Origin of the sequence: Enterorhabdus sp. P55 (genome assembly GCF_009911695.1) — a bacterium.
Classification (GTDB): domain Bacteria; phylum Actinomycetota; class Coriobacteriia; order Coriobacteriales; family Eggerthellaceae; genus Enterorhabdus.
The window spans coordinates 1-14,694 of sequence record NZ_QWKK01000057.1 but is presented as its reverse complement, the minus strand read 5'-3'; the positions used below and the strand labels follow the sequence as shown (position 1 = coordinate 14,694).

Annotated in this window: 13 protein-coding genes; 4 read left to right on the top strand and 9 right to left on the bottom strand. The window is 68.0% G+C overall.

All coding sequences use genetic code 11. The annotated features are described in order from the left end of the window. Positions 1–422 precede the first annotated feature (422 nt). The 8 genes from purB to D1643_RS06785 form a co-directional block, all read right to left on the bottom strand. Positions 423–1,772, bottom strand: a complete 1,350-nt coding sequence (gene purB, locus D1643_RS06820) for an adenylosuccinate lyase (RefSeq protein WP_160709914.1) — start codon at positions 1,770–1,772, stop codon at positions 423–425. 60 nt (positions 1,773–1,832) lie between these two features. Then, positions 1,833–2,504: a TrkA family potassium uptake protein gene (locus tag D1643_RS06815; protein WP_160709913.1), complete on the bottom strand. Its 672-nt coding sequence runs from the start codon at positions 2,502–2,504 to the stop codon at positions 1,833–1,835. 9 nt (positions 2,505–2,513) lie between these two features. Continuing rightward, entirely contained in the window at positions 2,514–3,176 is a 663-nt protein-coding gene (locus tag D1643_RS06810) for a TrkA family potassium uptake protein (protein WP_160709912.1), read from the bottom strand. Positions 3,177–3,251: 75 nt separating this feature from the next. Beyond that, a complete protein-coding gene (locus D1643_RS06805; RefSeq protein ID WP_160709911.1) occupies positions 3,252–4,040 on the bottom strand; it encodes a CMP-2-keto-3-deoxyoctulosonic acid synthetase in 789 nt (262 codons plus the stop codon). A 264-nt stretch (positions 4,041–4,304) separates the two neighbouring features. Further along, positions 4,305–5,129: a hemolysin family protein gene (locus D1643_RS06800; RefSeq protein WP_160709910.1), complete on the bottom strand. Its 825-nt coding sequence runs from the start codon at positions 5,127–5,129 to the stop codon at positions 4,305–4,307. A gap of 13 nt (positions 5,130–5,142) precedes the next feature. Beyond that, on the bottom strand, positions 5,143–5,913 hold the full coding sequence (locus D1643_RS06795; protein ID WP_160709909.1) for a hemolysin III family protein: 771 nt from the start codon (positions 5,911–5,913) through the stop codon (positions 5,143–5,145). A 5-nt stretch (positions 5,914–5,918) separates the two neighbouring features. Further along, positions 5,919–7,859, bottom strand: a complete 1,941-nt coding sequence (locus D1643_RS06790) for a PH domain-containing protein (protein WP_160709908.1) — start codon at positions 7,857–7,859, stop codon at positions 5,919–5,921. Next, positions 7,859–8,347: a PH domain-containing protein gene (locus tag D1643_RS06785; protein WP_160709907.1), complete on the bottom strand. Its 489-nt coding sequence runs from the start codon at positions 8,345–8,347 to the stop codon at positions 7,859–7,861. The genes D1643_RS06790 and D1643_RS06785 overlap by 1 nt, the downstream gene beginning before the upstream one ends. A 183-nt stretch (positions 8,348–8,530) precedes the next feature. Here D1643_RS06785 and D1643_RS12250 point away from each other — a divergent pair, with 183 nt between their 5' ends. The 4 genes from D1643_RS12250 (at position 8,531) to D1643_RS06765 (ending at position 13,472) form a co-directional block, all read left to right on the top strand. Further along, entirely contained in the window at positions 8,531–9,199 is a 669-nt protein-coding gene (locus D1643_RS12250; protein ID WP_160709906.1) for a response regulator transcription factor, read from the top strand. After that, positions 9,196–10,305, top strand: a complete 1,110-nt coding sequence (locus D1643_RS06775) for a HAMP domain-containing sensor histidine kinase (protein ID WP_160709905.1) — start codon at positions 9,196–9,198, stop codon at positions 10,303–10,305. Before D1643_RS12250 ends, D1643_RS06775 begins: the two co-directional genes overlap by 4 nt. Positions 10,306–10,429: 124 nt before the next feature. Further along, positions 10,430–11,272: an ABC transporter ATP-binding protein gene (locus D1643_RS06770; RefSeq protein WP_160709904.1), complete on the top strand. Its 843-nt coding sequence runs from the start codon at positions 10,430–10,432 to the stop codon at positions 11,270–11,272. After that, positions 11,262–13,472 (top strand): ABC transporter permease, encoded by a 2,211-nt coding sequence (locus D1643_RS06765; protein WP_160709903.1) that lies wholly within the window; start codon positions 11,262–11,264, stop codon positions 13,470–13,472. Before D1643_RS06770 ends, D1643_RS06765 begins: the two co-directional genes overlap by 11 nt. A gap of 201 nt (positions 13,473–13,673) precedes the next feature. Here the strand turns inward: D1643_RS06765 and D1643_RS06760 are convergent. After that, the coding region (locus tag D1643_RS06760; protein ID WP_160709902.1) for a DUF4190 domain-containing protein at positions 13,674–14,694 on the bottom strand (1,021 nt) is incomplete at its 5' end.

Genomic DNA, 14,694 nt, shown 5'->3' with positions numbered 1-14,694 from the left:
CCCCGCCACCCCCCCCCGATCCGGGCACCTGCCGCGCAGAAACACACCCCCAAAGTGGCCAAAAAAGACGACCTGACGACAAAATTCGGGTGCTTTGGAGATGAGTCGGGGGCCGGAGGGCATAACCGCCATTCGCGACCTGGGGTTTTGGGCGCATGCCGCGCTTGCGTGGGGCTGCGAAGCGCTTCCGTTGTCGTCAGGTCGTCTTTTTTGGCCACTTTGCGGCGCATTTCTGCGCAGCGCCCCACGACGGGAGGAGACGCCCGCGCCTGCAACGTCCACGCCTGCGACGCCCGCGCCTGCGACGCCCGCGCCCGAGGCACGCGCGGGATCCGGCCTCAACCCGCGCCCCACGCGCCATACGCAGCCGAAACGCAAAAGGGGGCCGGCACACGGCCGGCCCCCTTGGCGCGCGGGACGCTCTAGAACTCCAATCCCTCCAGCCTCTCGAAGACGACGTCCTTGCGGGTGAGGAAGCCCCAGGGGTCGAAGATCTCGTCGAGCTTGGCGGCGGGCAGGAGCTCGGCGGCCTCAGGGTCGGCCTCCAGGCGCTCGCGGTAGGTGGGGCCGTCCACGGCGTTCTGGATGTCCTCCCACACCTTCATAGCGTTGCGCTGCACGATGACATAGGCATCCTCGCGCGTGATGCCCGTGTCCACCAGCGCCAACAGCACCTTCGAGCTGAAGATGAGGCCCTTGGTGCGCCACAGGTTGTGCTCCATCTTGGCCGGGTAGGTCTGCAGGCCGTCGAGCATCCACTGCATCTTGCCGAACATATAGTCAAGCGCGGTGAAGCTGTCTGCCAGGGCCACGCGCTCGGCGCCGCTGTGGGAGATGTCGCGCTCGTACCACAGCGCCACGTCGTCGAAGGCCACCTGGGCGTTGGCCTTCACCACGCGGGCCAGGCCGCAGACGCGCTCAGCCGTGATGGGGTTGCGCTTGTGCGGCATGGCGCTCGAGCCCTTCTGGCCCTTGGCGAAGGGCTCCTCGGCCTCGATGACATCGGACTGCTGGAGCAGGCGCACCTGCAGCGCGATGGACTCAAGCGTGGAGGCCGTCACCGCCAGCGCGGCCATGACCTGGGCGTGGCGGTCACGCGCCAGCACCTGGGTGGACAGCGGGTCGGGGGTGAGGCCCATCTTCTCGCACACGTACTGCTCGACGTAGGGGTCGATGGACGAATAGGTGCCCACCGCGCCGGAGATGGCGCCGGTGGCAGCCACCGCGCGGGCCTGCTCCATGCGCGTGAGAGCGCGCTTGAGGGCCCAGGCCCAGCTGCCGAACTTCATGCCGAAGGTCATGGGCTCGGCATGGATGCCGTGGGTGCGCCCCACGCACAGCGTGTCCTTGAACTCGAGGGCGCGGCGCTTGCAGGTCTCGCCCAGCGCGCGGATGTCCGCGATAATGAGGTCGCACGCCTGCGTGACCTGGTAGGACAACGCCGTGTCACCCAGATCAGAGGACGTCATGCCGTAGTGCACCCAGCGACTCGGCTTCTCCTGGCCCTCGGGCACGTCCGCGTCGATGTAGCCGGCCATGCAGGTGGTGAAGGCAATGACGTCGTGGTTCGTCACCTTCTCGATCTCGTCGATCTCCTCCACGGTGAAGTCGGCGTGGTCGCGGATCCACTGCGCCTCCTCGCGCGTGATGCCCGCCTGGCCCAGCTCGGCCTGCGCCTCGCAGGCCAGCACCTCGATCTCCTTCCAGATGGCGAACTTGTTCTGAAGCTCCCAGATGCGGCCCATCTCCGGGCGGGTGTAGCGGTTGATCATGCGGAGGCACATCCCTTCTCTTGCGAACCCCTTGCCAGTCTCTGCGAAAAGCGTACCACGTCAGAGCGCGCGGAACATGGCGCGCACGTCGTCGAGGACGTCGTTGTCGGCCACCACGATGGCCTTGTCGCCCGGATAGAGCACGAGCCCCTCGCTCGCCACCTCCACGTCATCCTTGGTGGCGACCGCGGCGATGAGCGACCCCTCGGGCATGGGGATGGAGTCGATGACGATGCCAGCCTCGTTGGAGTGGTGCCTCATGCGCGGCACCACCACCTCGGTCAGGGCCACGTTGCCATGCGTCAGCGACGACACGATGCTCACCGAGCCGAGCAGGGCCTCCTCCTCGATGAGGTTGGCGATGAGCGTGGTGGACGACACGCACTCGATGCCCACCTCGCGGAAGATGCGCAGGTTCTTGGGGTTGTTCACGCGGGCGATGCAGCGCGGCACGTTGAACACGCGCTGGGCAATCTCGCACGACACGAGGTTGTCGTCGTCCTGGCCGGTGGTGGCCACGAACACGTCAGCCTGGCGGATGCCCGCGTCCTCCTGGTAGCGCGAGTCGCAGCCATCGCCGTGGATGACGAGGTAGCGGCCCTCCAGCTGCACCGACAGGCGGTCAGCCGTAGCCAGAGTCTCTTCGATGACGGCCACCTCGTTGCCGCTGGCCAGCAGCACGCCCGCCAGGTACGACCCGATCTTTCCGCCCCCTGCGATAACGATGTACATGATCGTCCCCTAATCCTGGATGTACTTGCTGAACGCGCCGATGAGGTCGTGGTGAACGCAGGCCAGCACCGTGTCGCCGTTGTAGAGGACGGAGTCGCTCGTGGGGATGGACGACGCCGAGCCGTCAGCCCGCTCGAAGGCGACGATGCGCACCTCGTGGTCGCGCTCCATCTCAGAGACGCGGATGGTCTTCTGGTTCTCGCGCCAGGAGAGGTCGAGCGAGAAGCGCAGCACCTCGAACTCGCCGAACGTCTCGATGTGGGCGCCGTGGCCCGAGACGATCTTGCTGAACACGTCCTCGGCCACCAGCGACGTGCCGCAGACGTAGTCGATGCCCAGCTGCATGTAGGCGCGCTCATGGTCGGGATTGTAGAGGCGGGCGATGACGTGGGGCACGTCATAGAGCCGGCTGGCCACCTCGGCGCACATGAGGTTGGCGTTGTCGAACTGCGTGACGGCAGCCAAAACGTCGCACTCCTCCACGCCGGCGCGCACGAGCACGTCCTCGTCGAAGCCCACGCCTTGGATGGTGGAGCCGTTGAAGTTGCGTCCCAGGTTGGCGAAGGCGTCGGCCGAGCGATCGATCACGCACACGTTGCTGCCGTTGTCCGACAGCATGTTGGCCAGCTGCGATCCCACGCGCCCGCATCCGATGACGATGACGTTGCTCAATCTGACCTCCTTCTACGAAAAAAGAGCCCGGGATAACCCGAGCCCCCTCAGTATATATCCCGTCCTGCCGACCGCCTAGATCTTGGCCATCTCGTTCAGGGTGTCGCGATACCAGTTGTCGTAGTTCGGCGGGCAGTACTTCATGGCGTTGGCGTAGCTGATGGTGTAGCCGTAAACATCGGCCAGGCCCTTCACGTGGGCGCGGATGGCCGTGTCCCAGTTGGGCCAGGCGGACTGGCCCCAGCCCCAGGCGTTGTGCGGGCTGAAGCACACCGACCCGCGGGTGCTCTCGGTGTTGGAGATGGCGGGCGACCAGCGCGGATCCACGCCGTTCTCCCAGGCCGCGATGGCAAAGGTCTCGCCGTGGCCGGCCAGGGGGAAGCCCTCGAGGTAGTCATTGATGCGAACGGTCCACTCGGCGACGAAGGCCTCGCGCCCGATGCTGAAGTCGACGTTGGAGACGGGCAGGCTGCCGTACTTGGCAAGGTAGGCGGACTTGGCATCTGCCACCTGCTGGATACAGGCCTTTTCCTTGGCGATGCGCTCCTGCTCGGCGGCGATGCGGGCAGCCTCCTCCTCGGCGGCGATCTCCTGGTAGCCCTGGGAGACGTCGCGCTGGGCGGTGGCCTCTATGGCCCGCTCCTCCTGGATGGCGGGCGCGGCGACCTCGGCCGGGGAGTCGTTCACCTGAAGGATGACCGCATCGCTCGTACCGCCCAGGCCGAAGCCGGCGGCGTCCGCGCCGGCGCCGCCGGCGGATGCGATGCCGAAGCCGAAGCAGCCGGCGACGAACAGCGAGGCGCAGGCCACCGCGGCGAACACGCCGACGAAGCCCCTTCCCGCACTCTTCCGTCTTGCGACCATCTGCCTGGCCAACCTTTCACGAAGCGCACACGACCAACCGCCCGGGGGCGGTGACAGCGTGTTAGGTTGGGTGTGGGTATGCTGCCGAATGGCTCGATATGCATTTGTTAGTAGCCGTATTTTACCGTAGCAGGGCCCTTAGTGCCAAAACCTAATGGCAACGATTCATGGTTTGTTCGCTTGACAAAGGTGAACGGCTAAGGTTCCGCAGGTGAGAGCGATGCGTTTTTCGGCCTCCCTGGGGGCGTCTCCACAACTTTTTCGCTATAAGCGCGTGACGCGGATGGTGGAGATGCGCGAGCGGCGCATCTTCTCTATCTTGAAGGAGAACCCGTCCACCTCGAACTCGTCACCGGTCTTGGGAACGAAGTCGAGGGTGTCCATGAGCCAGCCGGCGATAGTCTCGTAGTCGTCGGACTCGGCCACCGGCCAGCCCAGCTCCAGGGCGTCGTCCACGGGCAGGCCGCCATCGGCGCGCCAGCAGCCGGGGCTGAGCAGCGTCACCGGCTCGCGGTCGCGGTCGGTCTCGTCGATGATCTCGCCGACGATCTCCTCCACGATGTCCTCCACCGTGATGAGGCCGTCGGTCCCCCCGTACTCGTCCACGACGATCGCCATCTGCTGGCGCTGCTCCTGCATCTCGGAGAGCAGGGGGATGACGTCCTTCGTCTCGGGCACGAACATGGGCTCGTACATGAACTTGGTCACCGGATCGTCCACGCGGCCGTCCATGAGCGGGCCGATGAGGTCTTTGTAGTGCACGATGCCCACGATGGCGTCCATGTCGTCGTGGTACACCGGCAGGCGCGAGTAGCCGGTGCCGCGCATGCGCTCGAGGGCGGCGCGCCCCGTCTCGGTGTCCTCCACCAGGATCATGTCCACCCGCGGCTTCATGATCTCGCGTGCCGTGAGGTCGCGCAGGTCGAGGATGTCGTGGATCATCCGCTTCTCGTCGTCGAGCAGCTCGCCGGCGCCGGCCACCATGTCCTTGATCTCCTCCTCGGACACGGGCTGGTGGCGCCCCACGCTGAAGAAGTCGAAGAAGCCCTTCTTCTCGGGAGCCTTCTCGGATGAGTGTTCTTTGTCCATGGTCGCCTTTTCGCTAGATCACAAACAGGATGATGGAGAGGAACTGCAGCACGCTGCCCGCCAGCACGAACACGTGGAACACGGAGTGCATGTAGGGAACCTTCTTCAGCACGTAGAAGACGGCGCCCACCGTGTAGCTGACGCCGCCCGCGGCCAGCAGCCAGAAGCCCGGCGCGGGCAGAAGCTCCCAAAGCTGCGGGATGAAGAACGCGACGCTCCAGCCCAGAAGCACGTAGAGCACGGCCGAGACCCAGCGCGGCCTGAACGTCCAGAACGCCTCGCAGGCAACGCCGGCCACGGCGGTGGCCCACACGAAGGCCGCCAGCCACACGCCGCCGGACGCCCCGAGGGTGACCAGGCAGTACGGCGTGTAGGAGCCGGCTATGAGCAGGTAGATGCAGCTGTGGTCGAGCACCTTGAACACGCGCTTGGCGCCCTCGTGGGCAATGGCGTGATAGAGGGTGGACATGAGGTACTCGAGCAGAAGGGAGATGCCGTAGACCAGCGCGGCGAACAGGAGCACGCCACCGCCGTCCACGACCGACTTCACGATGAGCACCACGAGCGCGGCGACGGCCAGGCAGGCGCCGATGCCGTGGGTGACGGCGTTGGCTATCTCCTCGCCCAGGGAGTATTCGCGCGCGCTGCGCCTCGGGCGCCGGCCGGACGCCGGAGCCGCGGCCGAGGCTGCTCCCGAGGCGGCCGAGGGAGCCACCGCGAGGTAGCCCCGAGACGAGCGGCTACTTCGGCCGCCCGCTTCGTCTGATGAGGATCGTTTGCTCATGGGAGCTACTGTAGCACATTTCCCCTCGGCTTGAGCCACGCGAGCCAGGCGCGGGCGTCTTCCTCCCCCACGTCGACCAGGCGAATGGTCGTGCCGCCCACGCCCGCGGCGGTGCGGGCGGAGAGCGTGGCGGTGCGGGCCAGGCGCTGGAAGGGATTGGTCTTGGCGTAGCCGAACTGGATCTTCTGGCGCGGGAAGCTGACCGTCTCACGCGAGATGCCGCCGTTGGACACCTGCATGAAGCGGTCGTTCACCGCGAAGCTGGACTCGCGGTACCACAGCACGGTGCCCACCACGTCCACGACGAGCAGCACGAGCGCGAACAGGTAGCCCACGAGCGCGCCGCCGTCCAGGTAGGGCAGCGCCCAGGCCTCGGACGGCTCCGCGGCGACCAGCAGGTGCAGCCCCACCTGGCAGATGAGCACCGCCACGGCCAGCCAGAAGCCTTCGCCCTGCCACAGGCAGCGGCGAATGAGCCCGCGGCGCAGGGCCACCGGCGCCACGCGGCGCGGCTCGGTGGGCAGGTCGGCGAACTCCGGGACGAGGCCAGCCAGGATCTCCGGCACGCGGCTCGCCTTCACGAAGGGGTGGATGACCAGGACGCCCTGGCTGGCCGTCCCCTTGGACTCGTCGCCCTCAGACGCGGCGTCGATCTTGCCGAGGGACACCTCGCAGCAGCCGAGCAGGCGCCGCACGAAGCCCTGCTTGACGATGACGGACTGCACGCGGTCGATGCCCACGCCCTGGAACTGGTGCTGGAGCAGGCCGCGCTCCACCTCGATGCGGTCATCGCGGCGACGGGCGCGGAAGCCGCCGTAGGACAGGCACGACGCAAGCGCCGACAGCAGCCACAGCACGAGCGAGCCGCCGATGAACGCGGCGAAGAGCACCGCCGCCAAGCCGCCGGCCGCCGGCCCCGAGGCCGCCGAGACCACGGCGTCGACCGCCGCGTCGCCCGAGCCGGGGATGAGGTCGAAGAGGATGTCGGCGAATTGGCCGACGGCGCCGAGGATGGCGATGATGACCACCACGAAGGCGGTGTTGTTGGAGAAGCCCGTCAGCAGCAGCTCCTTGTTGGTGAGGCCGTACTCGTAGGAGACGCGGCCGGTGTCCACGGCCGCGCCGGCGAACACGCCGCCCACCTCGTCCCACACCCCGGTGGCCACGTCGAGCACGTTGCCGGCCGAGGACCCGGGAGCTGTGGGGGCGACCGCCGCGAGGCTGGGGGCCGCGGCGGGCTGCACGGGCGCGGCGCCCACGGCGACGGGGAAGGCAGCCGGGTCGTTGCCGGCGGCCAGCCACTGCTTGCGGGCGAACAGCTGGGTGCGCAGGGTCTCCGCCTGCTGCTTGGCCAGGTAGGGCACGATGACGGCCTTGTTGTTGGCACCGCCCGCGGTGTCGATGGACACGGTGCACACGCCGAAGAGGCGCTGGAGCAGCGTCGCCTTCTGGTCGACCGACTGGATGCGCTGATAGGGCACGTGCACGCGCTTCTTCGAGAACACGCCGCTGAACAGGTTGAACTCCTCGGAGCCCAGCTGGTACCACAGGTGCTTGTAGGAGATGGCGTGCACAGCGAAGAGGATGCCCAGGGCCACGATGACGAGAAGCGCCACGATGGCGATGGCAACGAACAGGCCGAAGCCGGCGTCCATGCCGGCCATCGCGCGCTGGATGCTGGAGATGGCGCTCGCGATGGAGGAGAACGCCGCGATGGCAACGGCGAACAGCGCAGCTGCGCCGGCGCGCAGGCTGCCGAGCCAGATGTAGCTGTGGTGGACGTGCTGGCGCTCGCCCGCCGCCGGCTGCGCGACCGGCCCGGAGGCGGCGGGGACGGCCGGCGGGACGGGCTGCGCGACGGCCTCCGGAGGGATGCCGCCGGCAGCGGGCTGCGAGGCGGAAGCGCTTCGCGGGAAGGGGCGGGAGGAGTTCTGGGGGTCGGTCATCACACGTCCTCCCGAGCCAGGCGGGCGAGCTCGGCGGCGCGGTCGCGCAGCGCATCGGCCGCGGCGGCGTCAAGGCCGGGGATCTCGTGAGCGCCGGCAGCCGTGGAGACGGTCACGCTCGACAGCCCGAAGGCGCGCATGACCGGGCCCTGCTTGGTGTCGGTGTTCTGCACGCGGATGAACGGGATGATGAAGCGCTTGCGCCAGACGATGCCCCGGGCGATGTCCAGGTACTCAGGCGACAGCTCGTAGCGCCAGCGAAGGTAGCGGATGGGCGGCAGCACCACCACGAACAGGATGAGCAGCGCCGCGAACGCGATGCCCTCCCCCGCCAGCACCGCGAACATCCAGGGCTCCGGATCCGCCAGCGCCATGAGGGCAAAGGGCGCAGACGAACACAGGAACACGACGACGATCCAGATGGCATCGTTGATGCGCCACACGTTCTTGATGCGCGGATCCAGCTGATTGGCGGGAAGCTCTCTCATCCCCAAGTCCTTTCCTCGGAAAAAGTTCGGGAACCATAGTAATGGTCTTTGCCAAGCGCGCAACTAACCTTAAAGGTTTCTTCAGCGCGCTCCCCGTCCTGGCGCTTACCTTCACGTAAGGTTTCCCGCTGCGGAGAGGCGGAGCGGTAGAATAGGAGGCGTTCTTTCGCGGGAGGAGGATCGGTGAGCCGCATCTACATCATCGAGGACGACGAGGCGCTGCGCACGGAGCTGGCGCACCTGCTCGAGCTTCAGGGATTCTCGGTGGCGTGCTGCGCCACCTTCGGCACGGCTGCGGCCGACGCCCTGGCCGCGCGGCCCGACTGCGTGGTGCTCGACCTCAAGCTCCCCGGCACCGACGGGCACAGCATCTGCCGTGACATCCGCGCCGCAAGCGACGTGCCCATCATCATGCTCACGTCGTCTGAAAGCGAGTTCGACGAGGTCATGGGCATGAACCTGGGCGCCGACGACTATGTGACCAAGCCCTACTCCCCCGCCGTGCTCATCGCGCGCATCCAGTCGGCCATCCGCCGCAGCTCAAGCGGGCGCGACGAGCTGACCATCGAGCACGCCGGCGTGCTGCTGAACGTGGGGGCGGGCACCGTGTCCTTCGGCGGACGATCCACCGAGCTCACCCGCAACGAGCTTCGGATACTCCACATCCTCATGCGCAACCCGGGGCTCGTCATCAGCCGGCAGGAGATCATGTGCGAGCTGTGGGAGTCTGATGCGTTCATCGACGACAACACCCTCACCGTCAACGTGAACCGCCTGCGCAAGACGCTCGGGTCGCTCGGCGTGCCCGAGGACTTCCTGACCACGCGCCGAGGCCAGGGGTACCTGGTATGAGCCTTCTGGGCTGGCGCGACGACGAGGAGAAGCCCGGCTGCCCCAACGCCCCGGAGCACTTCGGCCCCGGCGCCTACCTGCGCGACCACGCGATCGCCCTCGGCATCACGGCCTTCTGCGTGGCAGGCGTCATCTGCATGCTGCCGGCCCTGGGGGTGAGCCTGCCCGGGGCGCTCACCATCGCCGGTTTCGTGGCCCTGTGCGCCGCCATCGCCTTGACCCTGGACTACAGCCGTCGCGCGCGGTTCTACCGGGAGGCCTCGGACCTCGTCACCGAGCTCGGCAGCGCAAGCCACTTCCCCGCGCTCATCGACGAGCCGGACTTCCTGGAGGGCCGCATCGCCTACCAGGCGGGGGCGGCGCTGGCCCGCCTCTCCAACAACGAGGTGAGCGCCGCCCAGGTTGACGCCCAGAACTACCGCGAATACGTGGAGCTGTGGATCCACGAGATCAAGACGCCCATCGCCGCGGCCAAGCTCATGCTCGCGAGCATGCACGATGCCCAGGGCGCCAAGCTCACGCGCGAGCTGGAGCGCATCGACGCCCAGGTGGAGCAGGCGCTCTACTACGCGCGCTCCTCGTCGCTGGCCAACGACTACGCCATCCGCGAGGTGCGCCTGGCCGGCGCCGTGCGCGAGGCGTGCAAGAAGAACGCCCGCTTCCTCATCGAGCGCTCGGTGGCTCCCGTCATCGACGTGCCGGAGGACACGCGCGTGCTGGCCGACGAGCCCTGGCTCGTGTTCGTCCTTGGGCAGGTGGTGGTGAACGCGGCCAAGTACGGCGCGCGGACGATCACGTTTTCCACCCGGGTGGAGGAGGCGGGCACCCCGCGCGAGTGCACGATGCTCGAGGTGCGCGACGACGGATGCGGCATTCCCGCCGCCGACGTGCCGCGCGTGTTCGACCGCGGGTTCACCGGCGCCAACGGACGCAGCCAGGGCAGCGCCACGGGCATGGGGTTGTACCTGGTGGCGCTCATGTGCGAGCGCATGGGACTCGGCGTGGGGCTGGCCAGCGAGGAAGGCGTGGGCACCCGCGTGCTGCTCTCCTTCCCCCACGACCGACGGCGGGCGGTGACACCCCCCCCCGTCGGCCCTTGGCGCTGACCTGGTGAGCGCCGGCAACCTGACAAACTCGTAAGGCAGGCGTAAGCGGCTTCGATGGCAGGCACGGCAGACGCGCGCCATCATGGGATACCGTAAGCTTCGTAGAGAAAACGCAGGAGGAACCATGACCGAAGTCTACGCAACCCCGTCCGCCGCCACGTACGCCTCCGGCGGCGCCGTCCCCTACGGCGCCCGCGCGCCGCAGCCCACCCTGAGCGTCCGCCAGATCGAGAAGGTCTTCGGCAGCCGCGACTCCGTCACCCATGCCCTGGCCGGCGTCAGCTTCGACGTGGAGGCCGGTGAGTTCGTAGGCATCATGGGGCCGTCGGGCTCCGGCAAGACCACGCTGCTCAACTGCATCTCCACCATCGACGCGGTGACGAGCGGGCGCATCCTGGTGGGCGGCACCGACATCACCACCATGTCCAAGCGCCAGCTGGCGAAGTTCCGCCGCGATGAGCTGGGCTTCATCTTCCAGGACTCAAACCTGCTCGACACGCTCAACGGCTACGAGAACATCGCCCTGGCCCTCACCATCAAGCGCGTGAGCCCCGCGCGCATCCCCGAGCTGGTGGAGAACATGGCCCGCACGCTGGGGGTGGAGGGGGTGCTCAAGAAGTACCCCTACCAGATGTCCGGCGGCCAGAAGCAGCGCGTGGCTGCGGCGCGCGCCATGGTGAGCGACCCCAAGCTCATCCTGGCCGACGAGCCCACCGGCGCGCTGGACTCCCGCAGCGCCGCCGTCATGCTGGAGATGCTGGAGATGATGAACCGGCAGCTGGGCGCCACCATCATGATGGTCACCCACGACGCCTTCGCCGCCTCGTTCACCAACCGCGTGCTGTTCATCAAGGACGGCGTCGTGTTCAACGAGCTGCGCCGGGGCGACGCGAGCCGCGATGAGTTCTTCGCCCGCATCATGGAGGTCGTGTCGTTCCTGGGAGGCGAGGCCGGCCATGTCGCTTAAGCTCGCCCTGCGCAACATCCGCCGGTCCGTCCGCGACTACGCCATCTACTTCATCACGCTGCTGTTCGGCGTGGCGGTGTTCTACGCGTTCAACTCCATCGGCAGCCAGCAGATCCTCTTCGACCTGGAGAACACGGCGTCAGGCGCCCAGTTCGAGACGACCACGCAGCTGCTCGGCATGTTCTCGGTGGTGGTGGCCTGCGTGCTGGGCTTCCTCATCCTCTACGCCAACCAGTTCCTCATCCGCCGCCGCAAGCGGGAGTTCGGCACCTACCTGGTGCTGGGCATGACGCCGGGGCACGTCTCGCGCATCGTGCTATACGAGACGGTGCTGGTGGGCCTCATCTCCCTGGCCGCGGGCCTGGTCTTCGGCGTGCTGCTGTCCCAGGGGCTGTCGTTTCTGACCGCGGCGCTGTTCGGCACCACCATGACGAACTACCAGTTCGTGTTCTCGTCGGACGCCTTCATGACCACGCTCGGCTGCTTCGCCGCCATCTACGTGGTGGTTGCCCTGTTCAACACGCTCACCGTCAGCCGCTGCAAGCTCATCGACCTGCTGCGCGCCGATGCGAGGAACGAGCGCGGCGGCGTGCGCAACCCGTGGGTGTGCCTGGTGGTGTTCGTCGCCTCCCTCGCCGTGCTGGCCTTCGCCTACCAGCAGCTGATCGAGAGCGGGCTGGTCATGCTCGACGACCCCCGGTTCGCCTATGCCACCGTCGGCATGCTCGTGGGCACGCTCATGTTCTTCTGGTCGCTGGCCGGCTTCGCCATCGCCGTGCTCACGCGGCTGCGCGGCGTGTACCTGCGCGGGCTGACCGTGTTCACCGTGCGCCAGGTGGCTAGCAAGGTGAACACGGCGTTCCTGTCGCTGTGGGCCGTGTGCGTGCTGCTGTTCTTCTCCATCACCGTGTTCTCCAGCGGCATGGGCATGGTGGACGTGTTCGTCGGCGGCATCGAGCGGGCCAACCCCTACAGCGCGTCGCTGATGTCAGGCGTGTGGTACGGCCCCGACGGATCGGTCGCCTCGTCGTCGGATGACCCCCACGACCGCATCAAGGAGATGGCCGCCGGAGCGCCGGAGCGCCTGGCCCAGGCCGAGGCCTACGGCTGGGACATGGCCGCCGCCCTGCGCGACGCCGCGCCCGAGCAGTGGGACGCCACGGTGGCAGCGTCGTCCCAGATCACCACGTTCGCGCTGCCCAACATGACCTACAGCCCCCTCGTCGACGCGGCCCAGGCGGGTGCGGGCGGCGCCGACCTGCGCGTCAACGACCTGGGCAAGGTGCGCGAGGCGAGCGTCAGCGTCATATCGCTCAGCGACTTCAACGGCGCCCGCGTCCTGCAGGGCCTGGCCCCCGTGGAACTGGCCGAGGGGACCTGCGGCCTGGCCAGCAACATCGAGATGGTGGCTCCCCTGGCGGCGGCCACGGTGAAGGCCGCGCCCACCATCGAGGCGGCAGGCCGCGCACTCACCGTGACGGGCCCGGTCTACGACACCCAGCTGGAGGACAACGCCATGAGCGCCGTGGCCATGACCCTCATCGTGCCCGACGCCGTCATCGACGACCTGTGGGCCGAGGGGCTCATCCCCGAGACGCAGACCCTCAACATCCAGTACGCCGACAACGGGCTCACCGCCGCCCAGAACGACGAGGCCCTCGGCGCCATCGTGGCTGCCCTGCAGCCGCGCGACCTGGGAGGCTTCGAGAAGGGACCTGCCCGATCCCAGGATGCGTGGGCCAGCCTGCTGTGGCCGGTGACCCGCATCATCACCGCCGATGCCATGGTGGCCCAGTCGGGCGGCCTGCGCCTCATGATCACCTACCTGGCGCTCTACATCGGCTTCGTGTTCCTGGTGTCCACGGCGGCCATCCTGGCCATCCAGCAGCTGTCCCAAGCCTCTGACTCCAGCCCGCGCTACCGCACGCTGTGGAAGCTCGGCTGCGACCAGCGCATGATCAACCGCTCGCTCCTCACCCAGGTGCTCGTGTACTTCCTGGTGCCCCTGGGGCTGGCGATGTGCCATTCGATCTGCGCCGTCAGCGTGCTGAGCGACTCGCTGTTCGATGCCATCGGCACGTCCACCTTCGGCCCCATCATGATGGCCGCGAGCCTGGTTCTGGTGGTCTACGGCGGCTACCTGCTGATGACCTACCTGGCCAGCCGCTCCATCGTGGCCGGCGCGCTCAAGGAGGGCTAGGGCCTCCGCCAGCCCGGCTGGCAGCTGGGCTGGCGGAGGCCGGGCGGTCGGGCTGGCAGCTGGCGGGCGGTCGGCTGGCGGCGGTCGGGCTGGCAGCTGGCGGGCGGTCGGCTGGCTCCCCCTCCCTCCTGACGCACGAGGGCCCCGCGGGATCGGATCCCGCGGGGCCCTTCGCTGTGTCGTGGCGTTGCGCCGGAGCGGCTACACCAGGCCGAAGAGGTAGTCCAGCTCCTCGGTCCAATCGTCCTCGTTGAGCACCCAGGTTCCGTTCTCCAGGGTGCAGTTGATGGTGGCGTAGTCCTCCGTGGTGGTCGTGGTCTCGGTGACGGCGGCCATGAGCAGCTCGCCCAGCTTCTGCTGCACCTGCTCCTCGGTCATGGCGTTGGCCTCGCCGCTGGTGTCGAAGGCGTCAACCTTCTCGTTGAACAGGTCGAGCACGGCGAAGATGTCGCGGCAGGTGACGTCCGCGCTCACCCAGCCGGTGCCCTGCTTGTCGTTGACCACCACCAGGTCAATCTCGTAGGTGAGGTCGTCGGTCATGAGGCGCGCATAGTTCACCGGGTCGATGCCGCACTGCTCCATGGTGACGCCGGTGGCCTCCTGGAAGCCCTCGGACGCGATGGAGGCGACCTTCTGCATCATCTCGGCCTCGCCGCCCTCGAGCGCGTCGAACTGGGCGCTCACCAGGTCGAGCACGGTCTGCTCGTTCTCATCGTAGACCGGCTCGCTGCTCGAGCTGGAGCTGGACGACGAGCTGCCGCGGTCGGTGCTGCTCGTGCCGGGCGCCGAGAGGCTGCTCGACGGCGAGCTGCTCACCGTGGGCGTGTTGAGCACGGTGGAGTAGGCCCAGATCATCGCGCCGATGGCGAACACCCAGAGCAGAACGGAGAGCACGACGCCCACGATGCCGCAGATGCGGCCGGCCTTGGCCTTGCCGTCTTGCCCGAAGGTCTTGAGGTAGGAGCCGCCCATGACGATGGCCACGATGCCGAGCACGATGCCGATGAGCGGGGCGCCGCACAGCACGATGGCCAGGATGCCGCAGACGAGCGCGCCCGTGGCCTTGCCGGAGCCGGACGGGGCCGGCTGGGTCGGAGGCACCGAGCCGTAGGGCGACGCGGGCGCGCCGGGCTGGGCGGAGGCGTAGGGGCTCGCCGGCTGCTGCGGGGCAGCGGCGCCGGCGCCAGGCTGCTGGGCGCCAGGAGCGGGAGCCGCGCCGACG